The sequence below is a fragment of the Edaphocola aurantiacus genome (assembly GCF_019797745.1).
In the GTDB taxonomy this organism is placed as follows: Bacteria; Bacteroidota; Bacteroidia; order Chitinophagales; family Chitinophagaceae; genus Edaphocola; species Edaphocola aurantiacus.
Genome location: NZ_VOSI01000004.1, coordinates 494,067 through 511,827, shown reverse-complemented (window position 1 = coordinate 511,827; position 17,761 = coordinate 494,067). Strand labels below are relative to the sequence as shown.

Genomic DNA, 17,761 nt, shown 5'->3' with positions numbered 1-17,761 from the left:
CTTCACATAAAGTCATTCCGAGTGAAATACGGGGAATCCCGCGTAATACGTCATTCCGAGTGAAACATAGTGCAATCGAGGAATCTCCTCCATTGTATAACATAAAAAAGAGCAGCGCACTTATTCTGATAAGTGCGCTGCTCTTTTTTTCTTTTTTATGAACCTTGACCAGGCACCAGATCTGTATAGACCTGTACCGTTGTCTTTCCCTGTACATAAGTAACATTAGCACTCATCTCATCCAGGATCTCCTGATACAATCGATCATCTGATACTGCGCGAATGCGGGTAATGATATTTTGCAATGTAGTAGCCTGAGGAGCAGTAATAAATATACTGTTATCATCCAGTACATCAGGACTGATTAACTTTCGCGCTAATGGATAAATAGTACTTTCCATAACACCCACCACTTCTACTGCGTCAGCAACAGATAAGTGCTGTGTAAAAATGTATCCTACATATTCCAGGTCTTCTGTAAAGTGTATTCCATAGCTGGATTGACTTAATACATAATCCCGAAAGTGAACCGTCGCATTCATCACATTATTATTTGTTGCAGCAGCAATCTGGTAGGCCACTTTTCCGCCACAGGTCTCCCCTATGGTTTTATCCTCATCACAAAAAGCGATTTCTGACGGGAAGGCATCAGAACAATGACCATTTCCCGTTACTTTACACTCATCTATAGTACATTTTCTATTTCCTGCATGTTCCGGCTCAGTAAACTTTCTCATAATCGCATTACTGTACTCCAATGTAGACAATCCTTTTAATTCATTGCTTATCTGGTGTTGAAAAGAGTTAGTCCTTGTACCTATTCTTGCTTGTTTATAACTGCTCTGTCTATAAATAATCCTCACGGCATATCCCAGGTTTGTTTTTCTTCCATTCAGGATTTGAGCCAAATCATTACGCTGATCCATATAAAGTTTCCAGATTTTTGAGTCAAACTGAGGAAGATGCACAAAGTCGTTACCCTTTCTCTGGAATACCTGTGTATACATATAGCCTTTATCATCAGTGGTCAATAAAAGGAAGCCATAAATCAAATCATTATCTAAGCGGTATGGTGTGGAATCGCTATTATAATAAGTAATAATTCCTAACAGATTATCCGGGTTATGTATTTCTGAAATTCCAAAACTATTTAATATCTGTACCATTTCTTTTGGTGTAGTACTTTCTTCAGCCCAGGCATATATACATGCATCCGGGCGATTCCTATATTCATTCATATCCAAAAAACTGACCGTTTTACTTAATTTGTTCGGAAAAGTAATCTGCTTCTGTATATGCGACTTTAGTACGGTTGGCCCGTATCCACATTGTCCGGGCTGGGCCTCTTTACTACAGGAATAAAAGGTAACCATTCCTGCACATAGCAGCAGTACGGACAAAGCGATGATGATTAGTTTTGCTTTTTTCATAGGTCTGAAATATTTGGTTTGATTAAAGCAGTAAAACTAAAACCATCTGTTTTCAACCTGTCTTTGAGTCGCACTAACTTTTGTACTGTTTTTTCACCGTATTATCCCATTAACATTTCAATGCCATACTTTGGTTTGGTTTGACATCACTGGTCCGGAGACAAAGGCATTTCTGTTACGGTAGCAAGTGTATCTAAGGCCTTATCGATCGCCTCCTGCAACAGATCTGTTTCAAGTCCTCTACGGGCTTCTTTGTATGTCGATTCTTTAAATCCAATATTTACGGAATAACCCAGGTCTGTTTTCCTGCCGCTTAAGACCTTCGCTATATCATCCTGCATCTTGCAATACAGTCTCCAGATTTTGGCATCGAATGCTCTAAGGTGGTCAAAGTGTGCGCCGTTTCTCCGGAACAGCTGCGTGTACATATACCCCTGCTCATCATTGGTAATCACCAATATACCGTATATATTTTCTGCTTTTAAACTGTACGCAACCTCATCCCTGTTGCAATAGAGAATCGTGCACAGCAAATGCGCTTTATTATTGATATTCCTAATACCGAAGCCGTTTAAGAGCCGCTCCATCTCTGCCGGTGTAGTAGTTTCCTTAGCCCAGCTGTACACACAGGCCTGCGGCCGTTTCCTGAAATCTGCGGTGTCCAGGAAGTTGATAGTTCGGTGTATATTACCCGGGAAGGTGATCTGCCGCTGCGCCTGCGGCTGTAGTACCGCTGTAGATGGCCGATGCTTTTTAAACATATAAAAGGAGCAGCATTCTGCGCATAAGAGCAGTGCCGACAAGGCAATGATGGCTTGTTTTCTTCTTTTCATAGGCTTGAAGTTTGGCATTAGTAAGGCAGTAAAGGTAAAGCCCATCTATTGCTATTTGTCCTTAATGCAAGCTAACTTTTGTATTGTTTTTGTAGGATAACGAAAAAGTGAATCCCTTATGTATAGGCAATTACATTTACTCACACTTTAGGGACCTGTTTTATTCTGGAGAAAGTCAAGGGGAAAAAGACGGAAGGTAAAAGGGTGAATGATATCATTGATAACCAATTACCGGAAGTTAATTTTACTTTACATAACAAGTAACAATAATGATCCAAAAAATTATCTATATTCTATGATTAGAAAAATTGGGCTCTTCTTTTTATCATTATGGTTGTTATTTGTTTTAATTATAATAATAACAGCTAAAATACCAATTTGCTTTTCAAAAGACTGTTCATTTGTTGGATTTTCAACTCTATTAAAAACAAATACTATCCCTGCAATTTGCTTGCTTGCCTTAATAATTGGATGTATTTCTTATTCTGATTTTGCTTTTAAAATGAAAGGAACCCCAGAACTTTCTTTTAAAATAATTGCAATTGAAAATATAGATTATGAACACTTAACTTTTTTAACTACATATATTATTCCACTTGTTTGTTTTCAATTCGAAAACATAAGGTATGTAATTGTTTTCTTTATCCTTCTTCTCGCTATCGGCTCAATATATATCAGAACAGATATATTTTATGCAAATCCCACATTAGCAATACTTCAATTCAAGATTTATAAAGTAGATGGGGAATTTAGAAATGGAGAAAATAGACAAAATAAAATAATAATTAGTAGAAATAAATTAACAGAAAACGATCGAGTAAAATACTTTAAACTCGATGAGCGAATTTATTACGCATATAAAGTAAAGCAAAATGAATAAACAAGAATTAGATATCGCCCTCGAATTTGTAAATAACCCTGAAGGAGAACTGCAAATCATATTTTATGCTAACATTAATAATATTGAAGAACCTCAAAAGCTAGATATTAAAGGCGATGATTTACCGATATTAAAAAACATATTCCTTGATGCAATACAAAATTTTGTCATTTCAAAGGATGATTATGCTGTATTACAACTGTCAACTGCTGACGAAAGGGGAAGATGCTTTTATCAATATGATTTAGAAGTGCCACAAGAATTACAAATGTTACAGGAAGTTATTGGAAATGATAATTTGCAAACCTTTAATTTTAATTCTCATCAATTATCAGATATCAATTCTCTTATTGTTGTTATTGCTGATGATTCTAACGAGGTAACGCTGTATAAAAAACTCTCTTCAGTTGAAGTTATTGGAAGAGGTGGTTACCTTTTTATGAAACATAATCAACGACTTGAAAGATTTGAAGATCAGCTATTAAGAATTACACCCAAATTCCAATTAATGAGGGTTGCGGGTGAAATTATTATAATTGACTTAAACGCTATTGAGAGAAGTTTTGGCTTTTATGATATTATCACAAGAGAGGCAGCCATTAGCTTAAGTGTGATTAGTGAAATGCAGCTAATTAATAACATTACAGCACTTGAGGAACTTGTAAACAACATAAGCTTCGCTAGGAAACTAACAAAAGTAGCTAGGAACTCACCTGTGATCAAAAATAATATACCAAATGCAAACATTATTGAATTTGCAAAGACTCATCCTTTTACTAGAAATAGGATGAGATATAATGAAGAAGGAACACAGTTTCTTTTAGACACTCGAGTATCTAAAGATTTGTTAATCAAAATTTTGAATGACGACCTACTAACATCTGAACTAACAAAGTTATACTATGATAGTTTGGCGAAAGATGATATATCTGTTGAAGACAATACACAAATAGAAAATGGTGGGGAATAATGTAAAGTTAGATATCACTACCCCACTAGCTCCTATGCTTAGTGCGAGTCACAAATATAATTCAACAATAGATAAAGGAGTCTCCCGGCTCCTTTATCTATTCAACTATTCCTCCATACCCTCCTCCGGGTTTTGCTCAAAGCGGCTGCCCAGGTTCTGGATCATGCGTGCAGACCTGTATTCCCGCTCCAGGGCAGTATCGGAAAACAGGTTCATAAGGCTGTCGATCTTATACAGGCAGAGGCGCAGACTGCGCAATCTGCTCTGGTATATGCTCCTGATTGTACGTCTTGCGCTCCACAATCGTGGTACGCGGTCGGCTGATCTGTTGCTCAAACGCATTGTTCAGTTCGTTCAGATTGTTCAGATCGGTTTCTGTAATAAAGTAAGGCTGCAATTGTGCGGCCAGTGCCTGAAGGCGGGTGTAAACATCCCGTAGTTTAGACAGGGTAAGGTTATCGGGTCGCTGGATTAAAGCTGTCCGGGAGATCCTTAACTGATCATGCAATGCCGGATTATTGGTATCCAGTGCATAAACGCTGGCCCTTTTCGCCAGATTCACCGCCAGTTGCACAGCCCGGACTTCGGTGTCCAGTTTATGCTCCGTAACACCTGTTGAGCGTAGCTCTGCTCCTTTAGCAGCTGTAGACAGCTCGCTGACCAGCTGTGTAAACATTTCGACATTCTGGACAAAAACCGGGACAGCCCACCAGGTTGTCTTGTAAGTGTCCAGCACCTGCTGTACCGAACGGCACATCGACAGAAAATTGACTTCTTTCTGATTCATAGCATTTTAGTTTAATGATTTACAATAGGTATCGCAAAGGTTTTGCTACTCAAATATAAGTATCAAAAAAACCTTACAATGCAGTACTGTAAACGATTTCATTATTTTCTTACAGCATATTGACTATCAGCATTTTCTTCTTGATTTATTTTCATCAACCAACTAAATTATTGCCTGTGCATAGTTATGTTACCTGCCAGCAGTATGAATAAATATGATTACAGCATGGATTATTTGACAGCCAGAGTGGATTATGACACAGACAGAACGAATTATGTTACCAGCAGTATGCATTATGATGCTGACAGAAGAAAATATTTTATGAACAGAACAGATTATGATACCATCAGAACGAATTATTATGTAGTCAGAGTGAGTTATGATGCAGTCAGAAGGAAAATCTGTCGGAGCAGTACCGAATTGTTATTACTACCTCCTCCCCACTCCGGCACACCCTTTATAAAGGGGTGAAACACCCGGCGTAGCCCCTGCCCGAACAGCTTACCTTTGTAAGGCATTAAATTGCAAGTGTACAGATGAGCTGTATTCAATGAAGAGAGGGTCATCATCTCCGGGCATTCCGGAGATGATGATTTTTTTATGCGCATTTGTGTCGGTACAATTCAAAAAATGTATTAATATGCATCAGTATAAATCATTAAGTATGAAACAGGACTACTGGAATGTGAGCAATGAGCAGGTGATCGAGAAAACGGGAAAGGAGATCGCAACATGGATCGGGATACTGGATGCCTTTCAGGCAAAGGACAAAAAGTCGAATGATGTGGTAGCGCATCTGCAACAGGAATATAATGTGCCCCGCTACTGGGCCAGAACTTTAACGACCTTGTATCTGAAACAGGAAGAAAACCCAAAATAATCGCATGAAGAAAGGAATATTATACCTACTGGCATTGTGTGCACTATTCAGTTTTACACAGCAAAATGAAACCAAAATTAAGTACAACGGCTGGACTTCTCATAACCTGCATGGGAAGGTCAAAGAATTGCGCCTCACTTCCTATCCGGCAGATGCCAAAGGCCGCAAATTATCGGAGCAAGCGGAGGGCCACAAACATCAATTTGTTTTTTCGGAGCAAGGTGATGAGTTACAGTATAACATCTATGATGCCTCCGGCAAACTGCTGGCGAAGTCTGTACCCTCTTACATCAATGGGCGCATTGGCAATACAACGAATACGGATATGGCCACCGGGCAGGAGGAGCAATGGGTTATATTCAGCTATTTGCTGGATTTTTATGCGCAGGAAGCACACTGTTATATCAATAATAACCTGCAGAAAAAACTGTACAACCAGGTTAATGCAATGGGCCATTTGACGCATACCCGCGTTGTGGATAACAATGACCGATCGACGTACTTACGCGGCATGAAATATGATGCCCAGGAAAACCTGGTCGCCGCCTCCGATACATTCAAAGTATTAAATAATAAGGACAGTATTATACAGACGACTTATCACTACATGCAATCAGACAGCAATCATAACTGGACACTGAGACTGGACCATGTAAACGGCAAGACAATGATCACGGAGCGGCAGATTGTGTATTATAAATAACGCATTATCAACCATAAAAGAGCATAGCCCCGGCCTTCGGCCGGGGCTATGCTCTTTTATGGTATGTATATTTCCCCCTTTAAGAACGGGAGAAATACCCTTGACAGAGGTAGGGTTGAAGAAGTATTTTTATTGTACAATATTATCCATAAAAAACAGAATAATTATGGATTGAATCAGAAGGAGTGTTTTGCAATGAGTACTATTTAACCTTCAAAATCACTTTTTATGAAGAAACTAATCTTCTTTGTCTCGATTTCTCTAATCGCATTTTCTGCTTTTACTCAAACTCCCAAAAAACACTTTATGGTAGCTTTGTATTTAAACGCCAGGTCTTTCAATACCAATACAAAAGGGATGGCAATATACATACCTTAAAATTATCAACCCTAACACAGCCTAATCCTATTGCAGATATTGACACGGAAAATTTCTACGAACAGAATTCTTTTTAAATGCAGTGACAACCGTTGATTCTAGTAAAAAGGCAAAAGAGACATCTGATTTTTTAAAAAATGCAGGAGATGAAATTATAGATACTATTGCTCTGCTTCCAAATTACATTGCGGGACTTAAAAACATTCAAAATAGCAGAATAACATGGCAAGGATATATTTGAAGGTGCATCAAAAACAGATAGGTACAGTGTAACGGAATTACTATCAATATATAAAGCCTTCCTACAAAATGTTTCAGAACCCCAGGCAAGTAAAGAAATACCATTTCCTGAATTTAAAGAAGAAGAATTTAAAGAAATTTTCCGGAATGAACTAGCGGACTTATATTTAAAAAATAATACACCATTTGAAAAATTAAGTACCGATGTAGATCATAAGGCTTTAGAAATTATGTATGAGATCAAAGCGAGAGCAGAATTTCAGGACGATGAACCCGTCACTGCATATATAACTCTAAAGAGAAAATTCATCGATATAAATATCGAGGTCCCCTATAGGAAAACAAACCAAAGCATAACCTCTGGTCAAAAAAGTAACGGTATTAAATCAAATTGTTGTTCTAAAAAAAGATGTAAATGTGTCAAGGAAACAGCCAATGCCGCTTTATTTATTCCAGTAAAATTTGAGATCAAAAATGTCACTGTTGAGTTTGAAGATGGAGGTATAAAAAACATCTTTGCAGACCTTTTACCTGTTGTAAATGAATACACGCAAGTATATGGCACTAATACAATCAGGTTTCGCAATAATAAACCTATAAGCATTACCGGAAAGTTTGACCCAGACCGATTTAGCCTTATGAGGATATACTCTGGAAATACAAGAGAATTAATAAATACACTTTATAAAAAAGCTACACAAAATATTCCTGATTCTTCATTTGTAGAGAGTGACTTTATAAACAGCAAATCCCACAACGCTTACTTTATGCTGAGTAATATACTTGATTATAAAGTTGTTTCAGAAACCGACAATGAAGACTATAGCCCCACTAATTGCAAAGTAGAATTAAGTGAGCCTAACTCCATTGTAGAGCTAAAAAAAGAAAAGCGTTCTCGAATACTAACAGCGAGAGCATACACAGACTTTAGAGGCTTGAGCGATAATGAACCAAATGGATTAGTACAAATTGAAGTGTCAAAAAAAATAAATATACTTACCGGAAAAGTTGAGCCATTAAGTGAAATAGTTAACGAGAATGGCATATATGGTGGAATGTTTGCTTTTATAGAACCACGATTATCTCTAAACAAAATTGAAGAAAACAATAGGTATTTATATTTGGATTCATTTGATTTGGATAAGAACAAGAGTTTGGTAGACAGTACAAATCACTTCACATTAAATCCATTGAAAGTACTGCAGTATCAGCAATGGAGTTTTGGCATGGATCTAAATCTGTTTAAACTTAATCTTCAAAATAGAAAACTAAATTTTCAACTTAATGGAAATTTTGCTTATGGCTCCACTCCTGTTGCTGATTCTTTAAAAATCATTCAAGGAACGATAACACAACTACAAAGTCAGAATATCTCTAGAGTCAATACAACTTCTTACGGATTCGGAATCATGTGTGAAATTAAACCAGACTCAAGATATGGCTTATCGTTTGGGTATGATCGCAGGTGGATTGATATATCTAACAAACGATTTGAGTATAATGATATGTTTGCTAATGCTTATAATACTGTCTGGTTCAATGTTTTTTTTAAAATTAATACTGATTCCAAAATGTTCTGGAGATTTAGACGCAACTGGCTACTTGAAAATAATAAATACAATTTTTATCAGATTCAGCTTGGCTATGAACTGGACATCTTTAAAGCATCCAATTAGCAAAGTGTAAAAAGAGGTCTGACAATTAAATTGCCAGACCTCTTTTTACACTTTATTCTCCAACATCCTCCCCACCACCTTATCGATCGGCAGGCTCAGCTTTGATTCCAGGCTTTCATTGATCGGATGAAAATATAAAATACCGGTATCGGAATGTGCAGGTATCTCCTGCCCTTCTTCCAGCTCTACGATATAATAAATGCTGATGATCTGGGTATCGTCCATCATAGACTTCTGGAAGAAATCGGTGGTATAGAAATGGGTACAGTGTTTGATGCGTAAACACAACTCCTCTTCAAATTCACGGTGTATACACTCAATCGCGCCTTCTCCGTAATCCAGTCCCCCTCCCGGGAATTTCACAAAATGATGCTTGCCGTATTGTTCCTCGCTCAACAGTACCTCCTGCTGTTCGTTGATCACGATTCCGTATACCCGAACGTTAAATAATGTGCTCATAATATATGTTCCAAAGGTATCAAAAAATACGGTTCTGCCACCTACTGCCCAGCCAGTAAAGGCTTTGAGACCGGGGCTATGTCCAAAACAGCCCCTGCACTTATCCAGCATGCGTAAAGTCAATACAGGCCTACCTTTCCCAACATTATCAACACGCTGTGCATATCTCCTTTCTTAAAATAAAGTACGGGATATTACCTTTGGAAACCGAAAGGTTCTTAATGGGTATTAAACATTTAGTATGTAACCGCATACCGAACTGAAACCAGGGGAATCGTGTGTAACTCACGAGCTGTAGCGCAACTGTAAATACACTGTGTGTATAAGCCAGGATGCCTGTTTAATACCAACGATTTTTGCTTTCGCTTAAAAGCAAGTCTGCCACTCTGTGTATGCCGCTCTGGCCATACACCAGTACGCTGACCCTGCTTTTTGCGATATAAAACATAATAAACTGTTCACGTAAAAAGTAAACGCTATGAGTATTTTCGACTTCAGACAAAATTATAAGCCTTTCGAATATCCGGAGGTGCTGCAATTTACCGATGCGATCAACAAATCCTTCTGGGTACACTCAGAGGTTGACTTTACCGCAGATCTCCAGGACTTCCACTCTCACCTGAACTTTGCTGAGCAACAGGCCATCAAGAAAAGCCTGCTAGCGATCGCACAGATCGAGGTAAGTGTAAAAACCTTCTGGGGTAACCTGTACCTGCACTTGCCTAAACCGGAATTTAACGGACTGGGCAGTACTTTTGCAGAATGTGAATTCCGCCACTCTGAAGCCTACTCCCGCCTGCTGGAAGTGCTAGGCTACAGCAGTGAGTTTGAAAAGATACTGGACATTCCGGCCATCAAAAAACGTATCCAGTACCTGGGCGCAGCTTTGAAAAATGCAAAAAGCGATGAGCCTCAGGAATACATTACTTCACTGGTATTATTTACCATCCTGATCGAAAATGTATCTTTATTCAGCCAGTTCGCGATCATCCTGTACTTTACCCGTTTCAAAGGATACATGAAGAATACCAGCAACATCATTGCATGGACTTCTGTAGATGAGCAATTGCATGCGAATGCGGGTATCTACATCATCAACCAGATCAAAAAAGAATTCCCTGAATACCTGGATACGATCAAAGAAGCGCAGATACAGGAGATTGTGAAAGAATCGCTGTTGATCGAATCAGAAATCCTGGACTGGATTTTCGAAGACGGCGACCTGGAAAAGATCAGCAAAAATGATATCCTGAACTTTATGAAATACCGTATTGACGATAGCTTGGCAAAAATCGGCCTGTCTAAAATCTATAATATTTCTGAAGCGGAATATATGCCGATGCAGTGGTTTGAAGAAGAAGTGTTTGCCAATAGCCTGGACGATTTCTTTGCAAAACGCCCGGTAGACTACACCAAACACGATAAGAGTATAACTGCAATGGACCTGTTCTAATCCTAATTCAACGATCCCATAAGATGAACTTAAGTATAGAAGAAAGAATCAAGAATGCGGAAACCCGCATCTTTAAAGTGGTTTTCCCGAATACAACCAATCACTACAACACCTTATTCGGTGGTACGGCCATGCATATGATGGATGAAGTAGCCTTTATTGCAGCTACCCGTTTCAGCCGTAAAAGAATGGTGACGATCTCCTCCAGCCAGATCGATTTCAAGGAATCTATTCCTGCCGATACGATCATAGAACTGGTGGGCCGCATTACCGAGATTGGTAATACCAGCCTTAAGGTATCGGTAGAGATTTTCCAGGAAACCATGTTCAGCGAAGAACGCAAAAAATCGATCAGCGGTATGTTTACCTTCGTAGCGATCGACGAAAATAAAAAGCCCATTAAAATATTAGATTAAGATATGGAAAGATTATGGTGGCTCAATGAAGAAAGTGAGCAAATATTAAACAGAGGCTACTTACTGAAAGGTGAAACCGTAGAGGGTGCTATTGACCGTATTGCCGGTGCAGCAGCACAGCGCCTGTACAAACCGGAATATAAAGAAGGTTTTAAGGAGCTGATCGAGAAAGGCTGGATGAGCCTGAGCTCTCCGATCTGGGCCAATATGGGTACCGAAAGGGGCTTACCGATTTCCTGCTTTAATGTACATATCCCGGACCATATCGAAGGTATTACCCATAAACTGGGCGAGGTGATCATGCAGACCAAGATCGGCGGTGGTACCTCCGGCTATTTCGGCGGACTGCGTGCCCGTGGTACTGCGGTAACCGATAATGGTAAAAGTAGCGGTGCGGTTTCTTTCATGAAACTGTTCGATACGGCTATGGATACGATCTCTCAGGGTGGCGTACGCCGCGGGGCTTTTGCTGCCTACCTGGATATCGACCATCCGGATGTAGAAGAATTTTTAAACATTAAGAACATTGGCCACCCGATTCAGAACCTGTTCTTCGCGGTATGTATTCCGGATTACTGGATGCAGGAAATGATCGACGGTGATATGCAGAAGCGTGAGATCTGGGCTAAAGTCCTGGAATCGCGCCAGCAGAAAGGTTTACCATACCTGTTCTTCTCCGATAATGTAAACCGTAACAAGCCGCAGGTATACAAAGACCTGAGCCTGCAGATCAATGCCAGTAACCTGTGTTCTGAGATTGCCCTGCCGTCTACAATCGACGAATCATTTATCTGCTGCCTGTCTTCCATGAACCTGGAGCTGTATGATGAATGGAAAGATACAGAAGCGGTAAAAATGGCCATCTTCTTCCTGGATGCGGTATTGCAGGAGTTTATCGTAAAAACAGAAGACAATTATTACCTGGCTGCAGCGAACCGCTTTGCCAAAAGACACCGTGCCCTGGGCCTTGGTGTGCTGGGCTGGCACTCATACCTGCAGAAAAACCGTATTCCTTTTGAAGGGCTGCGCGCCAAACAACTGACCAACGAGATCTTTAAACATATCCACGAAAAATCGGAAAAAGCAACGGCGGAGCTGAGCTATATCTACGGCGAACCGGAAATTCTGAAAGGATATGGAAGAAGAAATACTACCCTGCTGGCGATTGCGCCTACGACTTCATCTTCGGCGATCCTGGGCCAGTGCTCTCCGGGCATTGAACCATTCAGCAGTAACTATTACAAAGCTGGTCTGTCGAAAGGTAACTTCATGCGTAAGAACAAGTACCTGAAAGCTTTGCTGGAAGAGAAAGGTCTGGATAATGAAGAAATCTGGAGAGGCATCATGCTGAACAATGGTAGTGTACAGCATATTACAGAGCTGACACAACAGGAAAAAGATGTATTCAAAACATTCAAAGAAATATCTCAACTGGAGATCATTCAGCAGGCATCTATCCGCCAGGGCTTTATAGACCAGGCACAGAGTCTGAACCTGAACATCCCATCCAATATGCCGATCAAAGATGTAAACCGCCTGATGATCGAGGCATGGAAACTGGGTGTTAAAACGCTGTATTACCAACGTAGCCAGAGCGTATCGAAAGAACTGGTGAACAATCTGGTTACCTGCAGCAGTTGTGAATCGTAAACACTTATGAATGCCATAACGGAAAAATGCTCATCTCTGTATGAGCATTTTTTATGCCCTCAATTCTGTGTAAAGCTGTAAATTACACTTCCGCTTACACCAGAGCATAACGCAAAAATCATGATGAAAAAAGCGGCAGCCACCCGGCTGCATATCCTTCAGAAGGCATTTGAACTGATCTATACCAGGGGTTATCAGACCACAAGTATAGATGATATACTGGCGACAACACAGGTCACTAAAGGGGCCTTTTATTACCATTTCAAAAATAAAGATGAAATGGGCGAAGCAATCGTGAACGAGATCCTGAAACCCACACTCACAGAGGGTTTCATTGGTCCGTTTAAACATGCCGCAGACCCACTGAATACCATATATGATATGATGCATGGACTGCTGATGGAAAATGATTTTCTGAAAGTAGAATATGGCTGCCCTGCAGCTAACCTGACCCAGGAAATGACACCGTGGAACAAAGATTTCAGCAAGGCGTTAAATGAACTGAACCAGCAATGGCAAAAGGTAATGATTGATTCCCTGAATGAAGGCAAGAAAAAAGGCATTGTCCGTAAGGATGTAAATGCCCGCCAGGTAACACTCTTCGTTATGTCTGGCTATTGGGGTATTCGTAATTTCGGCAAATTGGAGAACAGTAAATCGGTATATCTTCCTTATCTGAAGGAGCTAAAAAACTATCTCAATATGCTGAGGTAATTTTTTTGACACAAAACATACTAATTGGTATGTTTTTTAATTTACCTTTGCCCTGTCAACTGAAAATCATGTATCAGACACTTACTGTTTATCACTCTTTGCTCCGCTGGCTGGTATTGCTGAGCCTTATTCTCTCACTGATTACTGCCTGTACCGGTTTATGGAAACAGCGCAACTTTGGCAAAACGGATAATGCTATTCGCCACTGGACCGCTACCATTGCGCATATACAGCTAATTGCCGGTATATTGCTCTATGCACAAAGCCCTATAACCCGATTTTTCCGGGAGCATAACGCAGAGGCCAGGCAGCAGTTCGACATTACCTTTTTCAGTCTGATACACGCAATACTTATGCTGATCGCGATTATACTCATCACCATAGGTTCATCGCTGTCCAAAAGGCAGAACAGCGACCGGAATAAATTCCGTACCATGGCTTTGTGGTATGCACTTGCCTTACTGATTATTTTTATCGCCATTCCCTGGCCCTTTTCTCCCTTTGCCACCAGACCATATATCAGATAAATTATGCTTGTATCCTTATTTAAAACGAAGATCGGCAGGCTGCGCATCATTGCATTCCTGGAGGGAATCTCCCTTATCCTGCTGTTGTTTATTGCCATGCCACTGAAATACCTGTTCCAGTATCCGCAACCGGTACAACTCATGGGCTCTGTACACGGCGCCTTATTCCTGCTCTTTGTATTCAATACTGTAAGCACAGGTATAGAACAACGCTGGCGCTTCCGGACTACTACCTGGAAGGTACTGCTGGCCTGCATTATCCCATTCGGAACCTTTTATATAGACCGTCAGATTTTACGTAAACAATGAAAGCTATAATTATTATTACCAGTACATTGTTGCTGATCTATGCTGGTTACCGAACCTATCGCTATGCGACCATGACTAAAGGTCTGGACCAATTAATCGAGCGCGGGGCTGTAATACTCGATGTGCGCACACCACAGGAGTATGCGACCGGACATATTGAAGGCTCGGTCAATATATCGCTGGGAACGATACGCGAACGCTATACAGAATTAGATACTGCCAAAACATATATTACTGTATGCTCGCACGGATTAAGGAGTGTAAAAGTGCAGCAACTCTTAGAAGAAAGGGGCTTTAAGCATGTATATAATGGTGGTGCCTGGGCGGATCTGGAACAGGTGATTAAAGCTGCTATCGCAAAATAAATGTGCTCTACTGTAGTATCGTTTTATGCAGAATTGATATACTTTTGTGATCATACTCAGCAAATATGAATGCAATAGAGACATACGAACAGATCGGACAATCTGTACCCAATGCTGTATCCAGCCAGATGTTTGGTAAGCCTTGTTTTAAAATTGAAGGGAAAGCATTTGCCAGCTTTTTCCAGGAGGCAATGGTTTTTAAACTGACTGGAACCATACGGGAAGAGGCACAGCAACTGGAAGGTGCATTGCTGTTCGACCCTTCCGGCAAGGGCCGCCCGATGAAAGAATGGATACAGGTACCTTTTGCACATAAAGACAGATGGCCCGAATTGGCCGCAATTGCGGCACAATATGTAAGAAGCCAGAAAACAAGAATGCAATAACAATCAGCATAACATTTACTAAAAAAGGGACTGATCTTCGATCAGTCCCTTTTTTAGTAAAGTGCATTTGTATTATTCAAACACAGCCAGGTAATATTGTTTCTTACCTTTCTGGAACAATACATATTTATCATTCAGTAACTGAGTAGCCTCCAGGCGTGCTTCAATACCCTGAATTTTATTTTTATTCATACTCACCCCACCGCTTTGCAGCATCTTACGGGCTTCTCCTTTAGAAGGGAAGATACCGCTTTCCGCAAAGAAAGTGATCAGGTCTATACCCTCTCCTTCCAATGCCGCTTTGCTATAAGTTACCTGTGGTACACCATCCATCACTTCCAGCAATTGCTGCTCGCTTAATGCGGTCAGCGCTTCTTCCGTAGCTTTCCCAAACAAGATCTCTGTAGCCTGCTGTGCAAACTCCAGGTCTTCTTTAGAGTGTACCATAGTGGTCACTTCCTCAGCCAGACGTTTTTGCAACAGACGCAGGTGCGGTGCGGTCTCATGCTCTGCAATCAGGGCATTGATCTCTGCAACCGGGATGAACGTAAATATTCTGATCAGGTTCTTCGCATCATCATCAGTTACATTCAACCAGTATTGATAGAATACATATGGTGATGTTTTATTACGATCCAGCCAGATGTTTCCGCTTTCGGTTTTACCAAACTTACCTCCATCCGCTTTTTTCAGCAACGGACAGGTAAAGGCAAAAGCTTCGCCCTGAGCTTTGCGGCGAATAAACTCTGTACCCGTAACGATATTACCCCACTGATCACCACCACCGAACTGCAGTTTTACGCCCTGTGTTGTATACAGGTGAAAGAAGTCATAACCCTGAATCAACTGGTAGGTAAACTCTGTAAAAGACAGGCCGTACTCCAGGCGCTTTTGTACAGAATCTTTAGCCAGCATATAATTCACGGTAATATGCTTGCCCACATCGCGGATAAAATCCAGGAAGGAGAATTTGCCGATCCAGTCATTATTATTCACGATCTCTGCCTTATTAGCCAGGTGCTCATCAAAGTCAATGAACTTCTCCAGCTGCTTACGGATGCCGGCAATATTCTTTTCGATGGTTGCTTCATCCAGCAGGTTACGCTCCGCCGATTTACCGGTCGGGTCACCAATCATGCCGGTGGCCCCACCGATCAATGCGATAGGCTTATGTCCTGCCAGCTGCATGTGCTTTAATAATATAATGGGCAACATGCTTCCTATATGCAGACTGTCGGCAGTCGGGTCAAAGCCCACATAACCGCTGACCAGTTCTTTCTCTAATAATTCTTCTGTACCAGGAATCATATCCTGCAGCAATCCACGCTCCCGTAATTCCGGAATAAAGTTCTTCATTGTTAAACATTAAGGTTCGCAAATTTATTGAGAAATATCGGAACCGTCAACACGTTCTTGTAGTAAATGAATTACATTTTGTTAGTATATAACTCGTAATTTTTTTAGTATTTTTGTCGTTAAGTACTCAAACCTCAAGCATCAGAAAGGAAATGAAAATAAGAAATTTACACATTTTATCATTTATAACATGTTTTCCCCTAGCCATTAATGCACAATCTCGTATTTATGTGAATGAGTACCTGAACATCGGTGTAGGAGCAAGAGGATTAAGCATGGGTGGTGCACAATCTGCCGCTACCGGCGATGTATATTCTACCTACTGGAACCCTGCCGGACTGGCCAATATGCAGAATGATGCGGAACTGGGCCTGATGCATGCCGAATATTTTGGTGGTATATCGAAATATGATTTCGGTGCACTGGCCATGAAACTGAAAGATAAAAAACGCATGATCGGTATATCCTTCATACGTTTTGCCACAGATAATATCCCCTACACACTTGATTATGTACAGCCTGATGGCTCTTTTGATGATAGTAAGCTGAAGGCGATCTCGGCAGGTGATTATGCCTTTACCTTCAGTTATGCACAGCAACTGGACTGGTTTAAGCATAAAAAGAATACTGAAGCAAGCCTGGGTGCCAATGCCAAAGTACTCTACCGTAATGTGGGCAGTATGGCTAATGCATGGGGTGCCGGCCTGGACCTGGGTCTGAAGATCCGCTCCGGCCAGTGGCAGTTCGGGGTGATGGCGAGAGATATAACGACTACTATTACTTCCTGGAGTTTCCATCTTACCGAAAAGGAAAAAGAAGTGTTCAGCAAAACCGGCAATGAAATTCCGATCAAATCCTATGAGGTGATGAACCCGAGATTGAATATCGGGTTCGGCTATCACTTCCTGAAGCCGAAGAAAGATTTTCAGTTGTATACAGAACTGGGGGCAGACCTTACTACCGATGGTAAAAGGCAGGCGTTGATCAGTGGTAAACCGATCAGCATAGACCCGAGACTGGGACTGGAAGCTTCTTATAAAAATACAATCTTCCTGCGCGGGGGTATCAGTAATATGTACCAGACCGGCGACAATACCGATACGACTAATAGAAATAAGTACTTTGTATTTCAACCGGCAATCGGTGTAGGGTTCAAGATCAAACAATTGCATATTGACTATGCTTTTACCAGCCTGAATATGCAGGACAACCCTTTATATTCTCATGTTGTTTCTCTGAAACTGAATTTTAATAAACAGAAAAAGAATACGGCAAACCCGCAGGATGTACCTGTTGTACCCCAACCTGCGCCTGAACCATCTTCTACACCTGTTAAACCTTAATTCCTG

The 17,761-nt window shown here is 40.7% G+C and carries 19 protein-coding genes and 1 riboswitch; of the genes, 14 read left to right on the top strand and 5 right to left on the bottom strand.

The genetic code is table 11. The features are described 5' to 3' along the window. Positions 1-155 precede the first annotated feature (155 nt). Both FTD44_RS14270 and FTD44_RS14265 read right to left on the bottom strand, forming a co-directional pair. On the bottom strand, positions 156-1,430 hold the full coding sequence (locus tag FTD44_RS14270; RefSeq protein ID WP_222167069.1) for a hypothetical protein: 1,275 nt from the start codon (positions 1,428-1,430) through the stop codon (positions 156-158). A 146-nt stretch (positions 1,431-1,576) separates the two neighbouring features. Then, a complete protein-coding gene (locus tag FTD44_RS14265) occupies positions 1,577-2,263 on the bottom strand; it encodes a hypothetical protein (RefSeq protein ID WP_222167068.1) in 687 nt (228 codons plus the stop codon). A gap of 295 nt (positions 2,264-2,558) precedes the next feature. On the opposite strand from FTD44_RS14265, the gene kwaA reads away from it, so the two are divergent. Then, entirely contained in the window at positions 2,559-3,143 is a 585-nt protein-coding gene (gene kwaA / locus FTD44_RS14260) for an anti-phage protein KwaA (protein ID WP_222167067.1), read from the top strand. Then, positions 3,136-4,113, top strand: a complete 978-nt coding sequence (gene kwaB / locus FTD44_RS14255; RefSeq protein WP_222167066.1) for an anti-phage protein KwaB — start codon at positions 3,136-3,138, stop codon at positions 4,111-4,113. Before kwaA ends, kwaB begins: the two co-directional genes overlap by 8 nt. A 229-nt stretch (positions 4,114-4,342) precedes the next feature. On the opposite strand, the gene FTD44_RS14250 is transcribed toward kwaB, so the two are convergent. Beyond that, complete coding sequence (locus tag FTD44_RS14250) at positions 4,343-4,900, bottom strand: hypothetical protein (RefSeq protein ID WP_222167065.1); 558 nt, start codon at positions 4,898-4,900, stop codon at positions 4,343-4,345. Positions 4,901-5,540: 640 nt separating this feature from the next. Here FTD44_RS14250 and FTD44_RS14245 point away from each other — a divergent pair. From FTD44_RS14245 to FTD44_RS14235, 3 genes are all read left to right on the top strand, one after another. After that, positions 5,541-5,780, top strand: coding sequence for a DUF4287 domain-containing protein (locus tag FTD44_RS14245; RefSeq protein WP_222167064.1), 240 nt, complete (start codon positions 5,541-5,543; stop codon positions 5,778-5,780). A 4-nt stretch (positions 5,781-5,784) separates the two neighbouring features. After that, positions 5,785-6,483 (top strand): hypothetical protein, encoded by a 699-nt coding sequence (locus FTD44_RS14240; RefSeq protein ID WP_222167063.1) that lies wholly within the window; start codon positions 5,785-5,787, stop codon positions 6,481-6,483. Between the two features lie 848 nt (positions 6,484-7,331). Continuing rightward, entirely contained in the window at positions 7,332-8,777 is a 1,446-nt protein-coding gene (locus tag FTD44_RS14235; protein WP_222167062.1) for a hypothetical protein, read from the top strand. Positions 8,778-8,822: 45 nt separating this feature from the next. On the opposite strand, the gene FTD44_RS14230 is transcribed toward FTD44_RS14235, so the two are convergent. After that, positions 8,823-9,236, bottom strand: a complete 414-nt coding sequence (locus FTD44_RS14230) for an NUDIX hydrolase (protein WP_222167061.1) — start codon at positions 9,234-9,236, stop codon at positions 8,823-8,825. A gap of 213 nt (positions 9,237-9,449) precedes the next feature. After that, positions 9,450-9,594, top strand: a riboswitch (cobalamin riboswitch). Between the two features lie 120 nt (positions 9,595-9,714). Here FTD44_RS14230 and FTD44_RS14225 point away from each other — a divergent pair. From FTD44_RS14225 to FTD44_RS14190, 8 genes are all read left to right on the top strand, one after another. Next, a complete protein-coding gene (locus FTD44_RS14225; protein WP_222167060.1) occupies positions 9,715-10,689 on the top strand; it encodes a ribonucleotide-diphosphate reductase subunit beta in 975 nt (324 codons plus the stop codon). 23 nt (positions 10,690-10,712) lie between these two features. Beyond that, a complete protein-coding gene (locus FTD44_RS14220) occupies positions 10,713-11,105 on the top strand; it encodes an acyl-CoA thioesterase (RefSeq protein WP_222167059.1) in 393 nt (130 codons plus the stop codon). A 3-nt stretch (positions 11,106-11,108) separates the two neighbouring features. After that, entirely contained in the window at positions 11,109-12,755 is a 1,647-nt protein-coding gene (locus FTD44_RS14215; RefSeq protein WP_222167058.1) for a ribonucleoside-diphosphate reductase subunit alpha, read from the top strand. 120 nt (positions 12,756-12,875) lie between these two features. Continuing rightward, positions 12,876-13,469 carry a TetR/AcrR family transcriptional regulator gene (locus FTD44_RS14210; RefSeq protein ID WP_237559435.1) on the top strand — a complete coding sequence of 198 codons (594 nt, stop codon included), beginning with the start codon at positions 12,876-12,878 and terminating at the stop codon, positions 13,467-13,469. A 68-nt stretch (positions 13,470-13,537) separates the two neighbouring features. Next, positions 13,538-13,996, top strand: a complete 459-nt coding sequence (locus FTD44_RS14205) for a hypothetical protein (RefSeq protein ID WP_222167057.1) — start codon at positions 13,538-13,540, stop codon at positions 13,994-13,996. Positions 13,997-13,999: 3 nt separating this feature from the next. Continuing rightward, on the top strand, positions 14,000-14,305 hold the full coding sequence (locus FTD44_RS14200) for a DUF3817 domain-containing protein (RefSeq protein WP_222167056.1): 306 nt from the start codon (positions 14,000-14,002) through the stop codon (positions 14,303-14,305). Continuing rightward, entirely contained in the window at positions 14,302-14,670 is a 369-nt protein-coding gene (locus tag FTD44_RS14195) for a rhodanese-like domain-containing protein (protein ID WP_246625441.1), read from the top strand. The genes FTD44_RS14200 and FTD44_RS14195 overlap by 4 nt, the downstream gene beginning before the upstream one ends. 65 nt (positions 14,671-14,735) lie before the next feature. Then, on the top strand, positions 14,736-15,056 hold the full coding sequence (locus tag FTD44_RS14190; RefSeq protein ID WP_222167055.1) for a hypothetical protein: 321 nt from the start codon (positions 14,736-14,738) through the stop codon (positions 15,054-15,056). A gap of 72 nt (positions 15,057-15,128) precedes the next feature. On the opposite strand, the gene tyrS is transcribed toward FTD44_RS14190, so the two are convergent. Next, positions 15,129-16,412: a tyrosine--tRNA ligase gene (gene tyrS / locus FTD44_RS14185; RefSeq protein ID WP_222167054.1), complete on the bottom strand. Its 1,284-nt coding sequence runs from the start codon at positions 16,410-16,412 to the stop codon at positions 15,129-15,131. 152 nt (positions 16,413-16,564) lie between these two features. Between tyrS and FTD44_RS14180 the strand changes: the two genes are divergently transcribed. Continuing rightward, entirely contained in the window at positions 16,565-17,755 is a 1,191-nt protein-coding gene (locus tag FTD44_RS14180) for a putative type IX sorting system protein PorV2 (RefSeq protein WP_222167053.1), read from the top strand. Positions 17,756-17,761 lie beyond the last annotated feature (6 nt).